This is a genomic window from Haemophilus parainfluenzae (assembly GCF_014931275.1).
Taxonomy (GTDB): Bacteria; Pseudomonadota; Gammaproteobacteria; order Enterobacterales; family Pasteurellaceae; genus Haemophilus_D.
Genome location: NZ_CP063110.1, coordinates 1,669,054 through 1,682,894, shown reverse-complemented (window position 1 = coordinate 1,682,894; position 13,841 = coordinate 1,669,054). Strand labels below are relative to the sequence as shown.

General features: G+C 40.6%; 8 protein-coding genes, 3 tRNA genes and 1 rRNA gene. 7 read left to right on the top strand and 5 right to left on the bottom strand.

Annotation, left to right across the window (positions count from 1 at the left end; all coding sequences use genetic code 11):
- Positions 1–26 precede the first annotated feature (26 nt).
- The 4 genes from INQ00_RS08155 to erpA all read right to left on the bottom strand — a co-directional run bounded on the left by INQ00_RS08155 (position 27) and on the right by erpA (position 5,276).
- Complete coding sequence (locus INQ00_RS08155) at positions 27–1,931, bottom strand: FTR1 family protein (RefSeq protein WP_197546754.1); 1,905 nt, start codon at positions 1,929–1,931, stop codon at positions 27–29.
- A 219-nt stretch (positions 1,932–2,150) separates the two neighbouring features.
- The gene (gene mrcB, locus INQ00_RS08150) at positions 2,151–4,550 is read right to left on the bottom strand and encodes a penicillin-binding protein 1B (RefSeq protein WP_197546753.1); all 2,400 of its coding nucleotides are present in this window, start codon (positions 4,548–4,550) and stop codon (positions 2,151–2,153) included.
- Positions 4,551–4,573: 23 nt separating this feature from the next.
- Positions 4,574–4,927: a YacL family protein gene (locus INQ00_RS08145; protein WP_197547518.1), complete on the bottom strand. Its 354-nt coding sequence runs from the start codon at positions 4,925–4,927 to the stop codon at positions 4,574–4,576.
- 1 nt (position 4,928) lies between these two features.
- Positions 4,929–5,276, bottom strand: coding sequence for an iron-sulfur cluster insertion protein ErpA (gene erpA, locus INQ00_RS08140; RefSeq protein WP_049369279.1), 348 nt, complete (start codon positions 5,274–5,276; stop codon positions 4,929–4,931).
- A 125-nt stretch (positions 5,277–5,401) separates the two neighbouring features.
- Between erpA and map the strand changes: the two genes are divergently transcribed.
- Both map and glnD read left to right on the top strand, forming a co-directional pair.
- Positions 5,402–6,205: a type I methionyl aminopeptidase gene (gene map / locus INQ00_RS08135; protein ID WP_054418940.1), complete on the top strand. Its 804-nt coding sequence runs from the start codon at positions 5,402–5,404 to the stop codon at positions 6,203–6,205.
- Positions 6,206–6,499: 294 nt separating this feature from the next.
- Entirely contained in the window at positions 6,500–9,085 is a 2,586-nt protein-coding gene (glnD, locus tag INQ00_RS08130) for a bifunctional uridylyltransferase/uridylyl-removing protein GlnD (protein WP_197546752.1), read from the top strand.
- 45 nt (positions 9,086–9,130) lie between these two features.
- On the opposite strand, the gene hemL is transcribed toward glnD, so the two are convergent.
- Positions 9,131–10,414 (bottom strand): glutamate-1-semialdehyde 2,1-aminomutase, encoded by a 1,284-nt coding sequence (hemL, locus tag INQ00_RS08125; protein WP_197546751.1) that lies wholly within the window; start codon positions 10,412–10,414, stop codon positions 9,131–9,133.
- A 121-nt stretch (positions 10,415–10,535) separates the two neighbouring features.
- Here hemL and wecA point away from each other — a divergent pair, with 121 nt between their 5' ends.
- The 5 genes from wecA to INQ00_RS08100 all read left to right on the top strand — a co-directional run bounded on the left by wecA (position 10,536) and on the right by INQ00_RS08100 (position 13,778).
- Complete coding sequence (gene wecA, locus INQ00_RS08120) at positions 10,536–11,600, top strand: UDP-N-acetylglucosamine--undecaprenyl-phosphate N-acetylglucosaminephosphotransferase (protein ID WP_111316100.1); 1,065 nt, start codon at positions 10,536–10,538, stop codon at positions 11,598–11,600.
- A gap of 181 nt (positions 11,601–11,781) precedes the next feature.
- Positions 11,782–11,858, top strand: a tRNA-Arg gene (locus tag INQ00_RS08115).
- Positions 11,859–11,888: 30 nt separating this feature from the next.
- A tRNA-His gene (locus INQ00_RS08110) sits at positions 11,889–11,964 on the top strand.
- Positions 11,965–11,988: 24 nt separating this feature from the next.
- A tRNA-Pro gene (locus tag INQ00_RS08105) sits at positions 11,989–12,065 on the top strand.
- A gap of 173 nt (positions 12,066–12,238) precedes the next feature.
- Positions 12,239–13,778: ribosomal RNA gene (locus tag INQ00_RS08100) — 16S ribosomal RNA — on the top strand.
- Positions 13,779–13,841: the final 63 nt, after the last annotated feature.

The window sequence follows — 13,841 nt, the reverse complement described above, 5'->3', positions numbered from 1 at the left end:
TTTTTCTCCTAAGGGATTGTTGGGTATTACGCGGCTTTTTTGCTTTGATATTTCATAATAAACAGAGCAAATACGGCTGCGATGAGTAAGATTGCTTGTGGTATTAGGGTTTCCATATAAGGATAAATACCTAACCACGAAATTTCAGGCACACCGCTAATCAGCGTTGGCTCGAAAAGTTTGCCTTCAATGAGTTCTAAAACAGATTTACCGGCGAATACAAAGGCCATTAAATACATGAAAGAACCCGTGAACATAAAGAATGGTTTAAGCGGTAATTTCACCACGGTATAACGCATCACGAAGTAGCAAATGGTGAGAATAATTGCGCCGACAATGATACCTGCGAAAAGATAGATAAAACTGACCGCACTTTTCGCATCACCCACGAGGGCATAGTAGAACAATACGGTTTCCGCCCCTTCACGATATACGGCTAAGAAGCTGGTAAGCCATAAGCCAATGAGTGACCCAGTAGTGAGGGCAGTAGAGAGTTTACCTTCTAAATAACGTTTCCAGTTTTGTGCTTCGACTTTGGACAATAACCAGTAACTCATCATAAACAGCATGACTACAGCAAAAATCATCGTAAAGCCTTCGAGCAATTCGCGGTTTTGACCTGAATTTTCAAAGATAAGCTGGAAGATAAATGCGGTAATCACACTGGCAATTAATGCCACATAAACAGACTGACGGATAACCGGCAATTTATCTTGGTGGTTGTTTTTAATTAAGTAAGTCACGATAGCCGCAACAATTAATAAGGCTTCCAAACCTTCACGAAGAATGATTAAAAGGCTATATAAGAACATCGACCAATCGCTTTGCTCTCCGCCCTGTAACATTTCAACGGCTTTAGTTAAATTCTGGTCTAAACCATCAGCTTGTGTTTGTAACTTATCACCTTGTTCAGCTTTCATTAAACTGACTAAACGGGTGAAGTAACCTTCAAGTTCTGCTTTAAAATTGCTATCACGAGAGCCAATTTTGTTCTCCATGCCACTGCTTTCAAACACATCAAAATAGGTGTCTTGCACAGAAAGAATCGCTTTTTTGCTCTCACCTTGTTGATAGAGCGCAATAGCTTGTTGAATACGTTGGTTGATCTCTTGTTTAATCTTATTCCAATCTTGTTCTTGTTGATTATCTGTTGCTTGCTGCGCGGCATTGGATTGAACATTTTGTTCTTCACGTGTCGTTGGCAGGTTAGGCAAGTTTTCTTCAATATCTTGTAATAATTGCGTGCTTTGATAGCCAATCTCTGTGATTTGATCGGCTTGTTCACTTAAACGGATGATGTTGTAAAATTGTTGATTGATCGCCGCTGAGATTTCTGCAGAGCGATTTTGGCGAATGGACATTTCCATTTCTGAATTTTTATAGCCATCGTACTGCGCTTGCTGGAACAATTTTTTTGCGTTATCGAGATCACCATTTTGATACGCTTCAAGCCCTTGAGCGAGCAAATCATCAATGGTTTTAAAACTTTGTTGCCAATAAGGGGCGATCTCTTGATTATCATAAACACCATGTTGACCATCGGCATTGAGCTGGTGACCTTCAATCAATGATGGCAACACTTCTTGTAATTCTTTTTTGAGCTGATCGATTTTAGCTTGAATCTCTTTTTGTGAACTGCCTTCACCGATCATTTTACGGATCTCACCAAAAGTCGCTTCCATTTGGTAACTTTTTTGTGCCGAGAAATTGATACGAATCGGACCTTCTAGATTTTCAAACACTTCAAAATAAGCCATTTGCACTTCAGTGCGCGCATCATCGGTATTACCTTGCTGGACAAGTTGAGCCGTTTTGTCTAAGCGGGACGTAATATCATTAACCCACTGTTGGTAGTTGTCTTGCGCAAAGAGTGAAGAAGAGAAGGCGAGTGAAAAAATTAAAAAGAAAAATCGAATAGAACGGAGTAGCATCGTCTATTTACCTCATTACCTAAAATGAAATTAATTCCTATTTATAATTATCTTTTGATATCAGTGAAATGACAATAAATAATTTTAATTTTTGTGATAGAGATCAAAAAATTTACAAGAGTTGGAAATGTCTAGAGGGTGATTGTATGCTTAAAAGAATAAAGCGCCTTTGTTAGGCGCTTTATGGAGATATAAAAGTGCGGTCAAAAATAAATGAATTTATTGAGCGGGTGCCGCTTCTTCAACAGGCGCTTTATTATCTAACACATCCCATACACTTTCTTGTTTTGCGGATTCAGGTTGCTCAGGTTGTGGCGATTGTGTAGTCTGCGCTGCTGTAGCTGTTGCCGTACTCGTCGTTGGTGCAGAAGCGCAGAAGTTTTGATCTTTATTTATCCATACAGGGATCGTCCGACTGCTACCACAACTCCAACTGCCGTAAGCATTGATGCCAACCCATTTAATGGTAGAAGGTTGACCGAGTTTCAGTTTTTCAATGACAACACGGTTTAAATAATCTTTATAGATTTGTAATGCACCAGAGGCACCCGTCAATTTGGTTTCACCGTTATCATCACGACCTAGCCAAATGGTGCTAACATTTTTACCATCTATACCCACAAACCACGTATCACGGGCATCGTTGGTCGTACCTGTTTTACCCGCAAGACGAAGATCGGCATAATCATTTTGTAAGCTACGCGCAGTACCACGTTCTACGGTTTGTTGCATCGCATACAAGGTTTGATAAGCGGCTTCTCTCGGCACCACTTGATCCGGTACCGTATTGTGTTCGTAAATAATATTTCCTTGACGATCAGCAATGCTTTGAATGGTACTTAACTCAATTTTGCCACCTTGATTTGCAATGGTTTGATAGAGTTTGGTCACATCATAAGGTGAAATACTGTAAGAGCCGAGCAAGGTTGCAGGCACTTTTGGAATAGCAACATTATCCCACCCCATGGCTTTTTGTGTATCAATCACTTTGCTTAAGCCAACTTTCATCCCAATATTTACCGTTGGAATATTTAGCGAGCGAGCAAGGGCATCCATCAACATCACTGAACCGCTATATTTGCGATCGTAGTTACGAGGTTGCCAAGGTTGGCTACCTTTAACATAAATCGTGATTGGTTGGTTTTGAATTGGTGTATTTAAACGGAATTGTTCCGGATTCATCAGTGCGGTCAAATAAATGGATGGTTTTACTAAAGAACCAATTTGACGTTTTGACATTAAGGCACGGTTAAATCCGGCATATTCTGTTTGTAATCCACCTACGACAGCACGTACTTCACCCAGGTGATAATCCGCTACAATCATGGCACCTTCAAGGTGTGGATTTTTGGTTTGTAGTTGTAAATGATTGACCGTATTTACCACAGCATTTTCAGCTTGTGCCTGTTGTTTTAAATCCATGGTGGAGAAAATTCTCGCACCAAGTAGTGCAGACGTTTTGTTTTCCCCTAATTGACGGCGAAGATCCGCTTGTAATGTTTGGATGAAAGCAGGGTATTTACGTGAAATTTGACCTTTAGCTTGCACGCCTAATGGACGTTTACTCAACATCTCATAAAGCTCATCCCCAATCATTTGGTGATCAAGCATCAGTTTCAATACTACATTTCGGCGATCGAGCGCATATTGTGGATTTCGCCATGGATTATAAAGGGATGGTCCTTTCACCATGCCAACTAAAAGGGCAATTTGGTCTAGGCTAATTTCACGGATAGAACGACCAAAATAAAATTGGCTCGCCAGTGCAAAACCGTGAATTTGGATATCCCCATTTTGACCAAGGTAAATCTCGTTCAGATAGGTTTCTAAGATACGGTTTTTATCATATCGCCAATCTAACACCAATGACATTAAGGCTTCATTGGCTTTACGTGTCAGAGAACGTTCGCTGGATAAAAATAGGTTTTTAACTAATTGCTGAGTGAGTGTACTGCCGCCTTGAACCGTTTGACCGGCTTTAATATTGGCAATCATTGCTCGCACAATACCTACTGGATTAATTCCGTTATGCTCATAAAAACGGCGATCTTCTGTGAGTAATAAGGCATCGATGAGTAAACGAGGGTATTGCTGTAACGGAATGGCTAAACGATCTTCATTATCTGATTCCAACATTGCAATTAATTTAGGCGCAAGACGGAATTCATCAATGGCTTTTACATTGACTAAGTCTTCAATACGAGAAAGTTTGTTATCTGTAAAACGTAAACGTAATACACGTTGTGGCTCTGGTTTGTCAGGATAAGGGAACGCACGACGAAGTAATACGATGGTATCCTCTTCGAGTTTAAAATCGCCTGGTGCCGCAATCATAGTCGTTTGACGGTATTCGTTATCGAGTAAGATTTGAATCACTTCGTCAAAAGAAAGGTTATCAGAAAGTTTTACGCTTTCTAAACGACTATACACTTCTGCCGGTAAACGCCAAATTTGGCCATCCATTTTGGAGCGAATTTGCCAGTCTAAATAGCCACCATAAAATACGGCAAGCGTCCCTAAAGTAAAGGCTGCTTTAGCTAAAAAGATTTTACAAGAACGGCGCTTATCTGGCGCTTGCGTTTCTTGTTGCTCTGGTGAGGTTTTTTCCGTTTCCGACATAATATTAGCTTCAGAGAATGAGGTTAAGCAATAAATTCAAAATAAGTATTAAGAAAGTGGATGAAGTCTGTTGTACCGCAGAAGGCGATGCTTTCTTCATCATAATAATGGAAGTCGTCTTCTAAAATTTCATCTGTTTCAATCGCAAGGTTATTGGCGCGAATCATCACTTCATCGGTATTGATAAAAAGCGTGTATTCGGCACCAATCAGCGTGACTTCATCATTATTTTTAATTTGCTCACAGGCAGAAAGTGCGGTCAAAAACGCTTGAGGATTTGACCGCACTTCTGAATTAAACCAATTGGCTAGCGCAATGTGTTCCATTGAACATTTGGCGTGCACATTGCCTAGATAATGGGTAAATTGAAAATCCATGTTAGATGCTGAATGACGAACCGCAGCCACAGGTGCTGGTTGCATTTGGATTGTTCACCACAAAACGAGAACCTTCCAATCCTTCAGTATAATCAACGGTGCCACCAATTAAGTATTGTAAGCTCATTGGATCAATGACTAATTGCACACCGGATTTTTCAATCGTCAGGTCGCCTTCATTGACTTTATCATCAAAGGTAAAACCATATTGGAAACCGCTGCAGCCACCACCGGTGATGTACACGCGTAATTTTAATTCATTGTTTTCTTCTTCGGTAATTAAGCTTTTTACTTTATTGGCTGCCGCATCAGTAAAAGTTAGCGGCACGGCCATATCTAAATCTGACATATCTCTATCCCCACTTTCCTAAAAATAATCTTTGTATTATCTAATAACCTGTTAATTCATTCAAGATTTTTCACGGAATTAGTGCTATTATATGCGAATAAATCAGAATTAAATAAGGAGAAATAATGGGCATTCCATTAAGAACTGAAGAAGAACTTGTTAAGTTGCGTGAAGCGTGTAAATTAGCATCTGATGTTTTGGTTATGATCGAACCTTATGTAAAAGAAGGGGTGACGACGGGAGAATTGGATCGCATTTGTCATGATTACATGGTGAACGTACAAAAAGTGATTCCTGCTTGCTTAAATTATCATGGTTTCCCGAAAGCAACCTGTATTTCTATAAATGAAGTAGTTTGCCATGGTATTCCAAGCGACGATAAAAAATTAAAACAGGGCGATATTGTTAATATTGATGTAACCGTGATTAAAGACGGTTATTTCGGAGACAACTCTAAGATGTATGTCGTGGGTGAAACCAATATTCGTAGCCAAAAATTGGTTGAAGCGGCACAAGAAGCGCTTTATGTGGGATTACGTACGGTTAAGCCGGGTATTCGTTTAAATGAAATTGGTAAAGCGGTACAAAAATATACTGAAAGCCAAGGCTTTAGCGTAGTACGAGAGTACTGTGGCCACGGTGTGGGAACTGAATTCCACTGCGAACCTCAAGTATTACACTATTATGCTGATGACGGTGGTGTGATTTTAAAACCAGGCATGGTATTCACCATTGAGCCAATGATTAATGCGGGTAAAAAAGAAGTACGCATTATGGGCGATGGTTGGACAGTAAAAACCAAAGACCGTAGCCATTCAGCGCAATATGAGCATCAAATTGTGGTTACCGAAAACGGTTGTGAAGTGATGACAATCCGTGATGAAGAAATTGCGGAAGGTCGAATTCAACGTATGATGGTCAATATTTAAAGCATTAAAAGAAAATTTGATTTATGATGAGATTTAGAACTTTCCTTCTGATCAGTTTAGTTATCGTATTTTTTGCGTGCCTTCCCCTTATTATTTTTGAGGTGATAGGAGAAGGAGAGCCTGCAATAGGTTTAGTGTGGATTGGCTTCTTCGTTACACTACCAATTGGTGCAGTTGTACTAGGTGTCTTTTGGATCTGTTCAGTGTTTCATTGGATATTTGACAAAGATTAATTCCCATCATGGTTATTGAAAGCTCATTTTTATGGGCTTTTTATTTAATTAAGAGAACGGTATGCTTTTTCCTTATCATTTCGATTCTCCACTCACGCCAAGTGCGGTCAAAATTCAGCGTGAAAATTTGAAGGAATTGGAACGTCAGCATTTTTCTGATTATTCTGTTTTTGAGTTGATTGCTAACCGTACACAATTTTGTGATGATTTGTTAAAACAGCTTTGGCAGCAATTTGAATTAGATAAAGCTTATCTTACCTTAATTGCGGTAGGTGGTTATGGCAGACAAGAAATGTTTCCTTTATCTGATTTGGATGTTCTTATTCTTTCAAAAGAAGAAAGAGGCATTGAAGCGGAAGAAAAAATTGCTCAGTTTGTGCAGTTCTTATGGGATTGTGGATTCGACGTAGGGCATAGTGTTCGTTCTTTGGAAGAATGTGAAAAGGAAGGTAAACAAGACATTACTATTGCCACCAATTTGCTTGAGTCTCGTTATTTATCGGGAGATATATCCCTTTTCAATGCTTTAGAAGAAATACTGAAAAAGCCAGATTTTTGGGCGGTAAAATCATTTTTTGATGCCAAAGTACAAGAGCAAATTGAACGTTATCAGCGTTATCACAACACCAGTTACAATTTAGAACCCGATTTAAAATACAGCCCAGGTGGTTTGCGGGATCTTCACCTTTTATATTGGATCGCCTTACGCCACACAGGAGAAATGACCCTTAATGGCATTTTGGAAAGCGGCTTTATTTACCCATCAGAACACCAACAATTATTAGACAGCCAAGAATTTTTATTCAAAGTGCGGTTCGCTTTACACTTGATTTTAAAACGTTATGACAACCGACTGCTGTTTGATCGTCAAATCAAAGTGAGCGAGATGCTTGGTTTTGAAGGCGACGGGAACCGTGGTGTCGAAAAAATGATGAAACGTTTTTTCCAAGCTTTACGCACGATTTCTCGTTTGACCGATATCCTGATTAAGCACTATAAGGAGCATTTTTTATCAATAGATGGCGAGCTCTCTATTCATCCTTTGGATGAGAATTTTGAATTAGTGAATCAAAGTTTGTGTTTACGCAAGGAAGATGTGTTTTTACGTTCACCGGATCGTATTTTGGATCTTTTTTTCTATCTTACGCAGCATGAACAAGCCGAAATTCATTCCTCAACATTACGCCAACTTCAGATTGCGTTGGAAAGTTTGACGCAGAAATTGTGTGATATTCCTGAAGCAAGGGAGAAGTTTATTCGGTTATTTAATCAACCAAAAGCGATTCAGCGAGCATTCCTCCCAATGCACCAATATGGTGTGTTAACGGCTTATTTGCCACAATGGCAGGGGATTGAAGGCTTGATGCAATTTGATCTCTTCCATATTTACACTGTGGATGAGCATACCTTGCGAGTGATGTTGAAGTTGGAAAGTTTCTTAGCTGAAGACGAAGCAGAATCTCATCCCATTTGCCATCAAATATTTAGTCAAATTTCTGACCGAACTTTGCTTTATGTTGCCACACTTTTCCATGATATAGCGAAAGGGCGAGGGGGGGATCATGCGGAGTTAGGGTCTGAAGATATCGCTGACTTTGCTCGTTTGCATGGTTTTGATCGTCGAGAAATTGAAACAATGATCTGGTTGGTGAAAGAACATCTGCTCATGTCAATTACCGCACAGCGTCGAGATATTCATGATCCCGAAGTCGTGATGAACTTTGCAGAAAATGTGCAAAATCGAGTTCGTTTAGATTATCTCACTTGTCTGACCGTTGCGGATATTTGTGCGACAAATGGTACATTATGGAATAGCTGGAAGCGTTCTCTTTTTGCCTCTTTATACGATTATACGGCGCAACAATTCCGACAAGGGATGGATTTGCTATTAGATAATGAAGAAAAGATCCTTGAAAATCGTCAGTTGGCTTTGGCAATTTTATCCAAAGAACAACCAGAATTATTGGAAGAGAAAATTTCAGCGTTGTGGCAGCGTTGCCCATCTGATTATTTCTTACGAAATAGTCCAAAACAAATTGCGTGGCATACAGAGTTATTAGCTGAATTTGGTGGTGAAGTACTCGTTAAAATCAGTAACCGTTTTTCTTCCGGCGGAACAGAAATTTTCGTTTATTCTCCTGATCAAACCAATTTATTTAATAAAGTGGTCTCAACCATTGGCGCGAAAAAATTCAGTATTCATGATGCGCAAATTTTAACATCCGATGATGGCTACGTATTCGACAGCTTTATCATCACAGAATTAAATGGTGAATTGGTTCGTTCAGAACGTCGCAGAGAATTAGAGACGGTATTAACCTCTGTTTTATTAGGTGAAAAATTGCCATCCATGTCTTTTGCAAATAATCGACAGTTGCAACATTTTACCGTAAAAACAGATGTGCGTTTTTTGAAAGAAACCAAAAAAGAGCATACCGAATTAGAAGTGGTAGCCTTAGATAAACCCGGTTTATTGGCTCAAATCAGTCAAATTTTTAGCGAGTTAAAACTCAATATTTGTAATGCAAAAATTACGACTGTGGGAGAAAAAGCCGAAGACTTCTTCATTCTGACAAATGAAAACGGAATCGCATTAAGCGAAGAGGAAAGGGGATTGTTAGAAAACGTGCTCTATGAACGTTTATAATATGAAATAAAAAAGTGCGGTTAAATTTAACCGCACTTTTTATATTTAAGCCACTGCGGCAAATGCAATATCAGCGGCAGTAAGCGTTTTTTCAATGTCTTCATTTGTATGTGCTAAAGACATAAAGCCTGCTTCAAAAGCAGAAGGAGCAAGGTAAACACCTTGATCGAGCATTTTATGGAAGAATATTTTGAATTTTTCGGTATCACATTTCATGACTTCTGCATAAGAGGTAACTTGTTTTTGGTCAGTGAAGAAAATACCAAACATGCCGCCTACATGATTAATTACAAATGGCACATTGTGTTTTTGAGCTAATGCTTTTAAGCCGTCACAAAGTTTAGTGGTTAATTCTGCAAGGTGTTGCTCGTTACCTGCTTTTTTCAATTCGGTTAAACAGGCTAAACCTGCCGCCATTGCAATCGGGTTACCTGAAAGAGTACCTGCTTGATAAACAGGGCCGGTTGGTGCGAGGTGTTGCATAATCACTTTTTTACCGCCAACAGCACCCACTGGCATACCGCCACCAATGACTTTACCTAATGTGGTGAGATCAGGTGTTACACCATAGTAAGCTTGTGCACCCGCAAGTGAAACACGGAAACCCGTCATGACTTCATCAATAATGAAAAGTGCACCATATTGGTCACAAATTTCACGAATGCCTTGTAAGAAACCTTCTTTTGGCGGAATACAGTTCATGTTGCCTGCGACAGGTTCAATAATCACACAAGCGATGTCGTTAGGAAATTCTTCAAATAATTTTTTAACAGAATCAAGATTGTTATATTCTGCAGTTAAAGTGTGTTTTGCAAAATCTTCAGGCACACCTGGTGAGCTTGGTTGACCAAGTGTTAACGCCCCCGATCCTGCTTTTACTAGAAGTGAATCAGAATGGCCGTGGTAACAACCTTCAAATTTTAAGATTTTGCTTCTATTTGTATAACCACGCGCAAGACGAATGGCTGTCATGGTTGCTTCAGTACCTGAACTCACCATACGAACCATTTCAATTGATGGCACAATTTCACAGACCAATTCTGCTAAATCAATTTCAGATGGTGTTGGCGCACCAAAGCTTAAACCATTCTCCGCTGCTTTTAATACAGCATCTAAAATAGCAGGGTGATTGTGACCTAAAATCATTGGCCCCCAAGAACCCACATAATCGATATATTGTTTGCCTTCGGTATCGTAAATGTAAGCGCCTTTGGCTTTTTGAATAAATACGGGTGTGCCACCTACGCCTTTAAAAGCACGAACAGGGGAGTTTACACCACCAGGAATAACTTCTTGTGCACGAGAGAAAAGTGCGGTTGATTTTGTCATGATTTTTAATCCTTATATTAAAAGTGGGCATATTGTACTAAAAAACTGAATTTGAGAAAAATTTTTGTGTGCTGATTTTTCTTTATGTTATCCTTTGCAAAAAATTTTTAGGATAAAAACTATGCTAAGTCTTCTCGTTACTTTTTTAGGGGCATTTTTAACCTTAATTGTCATGCGACCAATTGCCAATAAAATTGGCTTGGTTGATAAACCGAATTATCGTAAACGTCACCAAGGTGCAATTCCCCTTATTGGCGGTGTTTCTCTTTTCATGGGAAACCTTTGCTATTATTTAATGGAGTGGGATCAACTTCGTTTACCGTATCTTTATATATTCAGTATTTTTGTTCTACTGGCAATTGGTATCTTAGATGACCGCTTCGATATTAGCCCTTTCTTGCGTGCAGGAATTCAAGCGGTGCTTGCGATTTTAATGATCGACTTAGGTAATGTTTATTTAGATCATTTAGGCCAAATTCTCGGGCCATTCCAATTAACACTTGGTTCTATCGGATTGATTATTACCGTATTTGCCACAATCGCGATTATTAATGCCTTTAATATGATTGATGGTATTGATGGATTGCTAGGAGGGTTGTCAATTGTTTCATTTGCTGCCATCGGTATCTTGATGTTCCGTGATGGACAGATGGATATGGCATATTGGAGTTTTGGCTTAATTGTAGCGATTTTACCTTATCTATTATTAAACTTAGGGATTCCGTTCGGGCCAAAATATAAAGTTTTCATGGGCGATGCAGGAAGTACTTTAATCGGCTTTACTATTATTTGGATTCTACTTTTAAGTACGCAAGGGAAAGGACATCCGATGAATCCAGTGACCGCACTTTGGATTATTGCTGTTCCTTTAATTGATATGGTGGCAATTATTTATCGCCGTTTACGCAAAGGGAAAAGTCCATTCCGTCCGGATCGCTTACATGTACACCACTTAATGGTTCGTGCAGGATTAACCTCTCGCCAAGCCTTTTTATTAATTACCTTCTTTGCAGCCATTTGTGCCACAATTGGGATCTTAGGCGAAGTCTTCTATATTAATGAATGGGCAATGTTTATTGCGTTTATTGTATTATTCTTCCTTTATGCTTATTCAATTACAAAAGCATGGAAAATCACCCGATGGGTACGAAGAATGAAACGTCGAGCACGTCGTAACAAGCAATAAATTAAATAAAAAGGATAGCAATTTGCTATCTTTTTTACGTTTTAGCACTAAAAATAAACGAATACATAATAAATTCTATACAAATTGAACAAAAATTTATCTTTTGATATTTTTTTTCAAAAAAGTGCTAGACAAGGTATTTGGAAATCATTAATATACGCCCCTGCAACGACGCAGTAACGCGTTCGTAGCTCAGTTGGATAGAGCGTTGGCCTCCGGAGCCAAAGGTCGCAAGTTCGAATCTTGTCGAGCGCGCCATAAGTCAATGCGGTAAACAACTAATCAATGGTGGCTATAGCTCAGTTGGTAGAGCCCTGGATTGTGATTCCAGTTGTCGTGGGTTCGAATCCCATTAGCCACCCCATTTTCTCTTAATTGAGAAATCTGACGGCGAGTAGCGCAGCTTGGTAGCGCAACTGGTTTGGGACCAGTGGGTCGTAGGTTCAAATCCTATCTCGCCGACCAATTATTTTTTTTGCTCTTTAACAATATATCAGACAATCTGTGTGGGCACTTGTTGATTGACTTGTTTTAAAAATATTTTTTAATTTTGAAGTCTTAATAGGTGCTAACTAGAAATTCATAATACTTTTTTAAGTAGTGACATTTTATGTCAGCAGTATTGAGCGATTGAACTTGAATTGAAGAGTTTGATCATGGCTCAGATTGAACGCTGGCGGCAGGCTTAACACATGCAAGTCGAACGGTAACATAAAGAAGCTTGCTTCTTTGATGACGAGTGGCGGACGGGTGAGTAATGCTTGGGAATCTAGCTTATGGAGGGGGATAACTACGGGAAACTGTAGCTAATACCGCGTAATATCGAAAGATTAAAGTGTGGGACCTTCGGGCCACATGCCATAGGATGAGCCCAAGTGGGATTAGGTAGTTGGTGAGGTAAAGGCTCACCAAGCCGACGATCTCTAGCTGGTCTGAGAGGATGACCAGCCACACTGGGACTGAGACACGGCCCAGACTCCTACGGGAGGCAGCAGTGGGGAATATTGCGCAATGGGGGCAACCCTGACGCAGCCATGCCGCGTGAATGAAGAAGGCCTTCGGGTTGTAAAGTTCTTTCGGTAGCGAGGAAGGCATTTAGTTTAATAGACTAAGTGATTGACGTTAACTACAGAAGAAGCACCGGCTAACTCCGTGCCAGCAGCCGCGGTAATACGGAGGGTGCGAGCGTTAATCGGAATAACTGGGCGTAAAGGGCACGCAGGCGGACTTTTAAGTGAGGTGTGAAAGCCCCGGGCTTAACCTGGGAATTGCATTTCAGACTGGGAGTCTAGAGTACTTTAGGGAGGGGTAGAATTCCACGTGTAGCGGTGAAATGCGTAGAGATGTGGAGGAATACCGAAGGCGAAGGCAGCCCCTTGGGAATGTACTGACGCTCATGTGCGAAAGCGTGGGGAGCAAACAGGATTAGATACCCTGGTAGTCCACGCTGTAAACGATGTCGATTTGGGGGTTGAACTTTAAGTTTGGCGCCCGTAGCTAACGTGATAAATCGACCGCCTGGGGAGTACGGCCGCAAGGTTAAAACTCAAATGAATTGACGGGGGCCCGCACAAGCGGTGGAGCATGTGGTTTAATTCGATGCAACGCGAAGAACCTTACCTACTCTTGACATCCAGAGAACTTTCCAGAGATGGATTGGTGCCTTCGGGAACTCTGAGACAGGTGCTGCATGGCTGTCGTCAGCTCGTGTTGTGAAATGTTGGGTTAAGTCCCGCAACGAGCGCAACCCTTATCCTTTGTTGCCAGCGATTTGGTCGGGAACTCAAAGGAGACTGCCGGTGATAAACCGGAGGAAGGTGGGGATGACGTCAAGTCATCATGGCCCTTACGAGTAGGGCTACACACGTGCTACAATGGCGTATACAGAGGGAAGCGATAGTGCGAGCTGGAGCGAATCTCACAAAGTACGTCTAAGTCCGGATTGGAGTCTGCAACTCGACTCCATGAAGTCGGAATCGCTAGTAATCGCAAATCAGAATGTTGCGGTGAATACGTTCCCGGGCCTTGTACACACCGCCCGTCACACCATGGGAGTGGGTTGTACCAGAAGTAGATAGCTTAACCTTCGGGAGGGCGTTTACCACGGTATGATTCATGACTGGGGTGAAGTCGTAACAAGGTAACCGTAGGGGAACCTGCGGTTGGATCACCTCCTTACCAAAAACGAGAGACAATAAGTGTCCACACAGATTGATTGATATATTGTAGACAATATCGAGC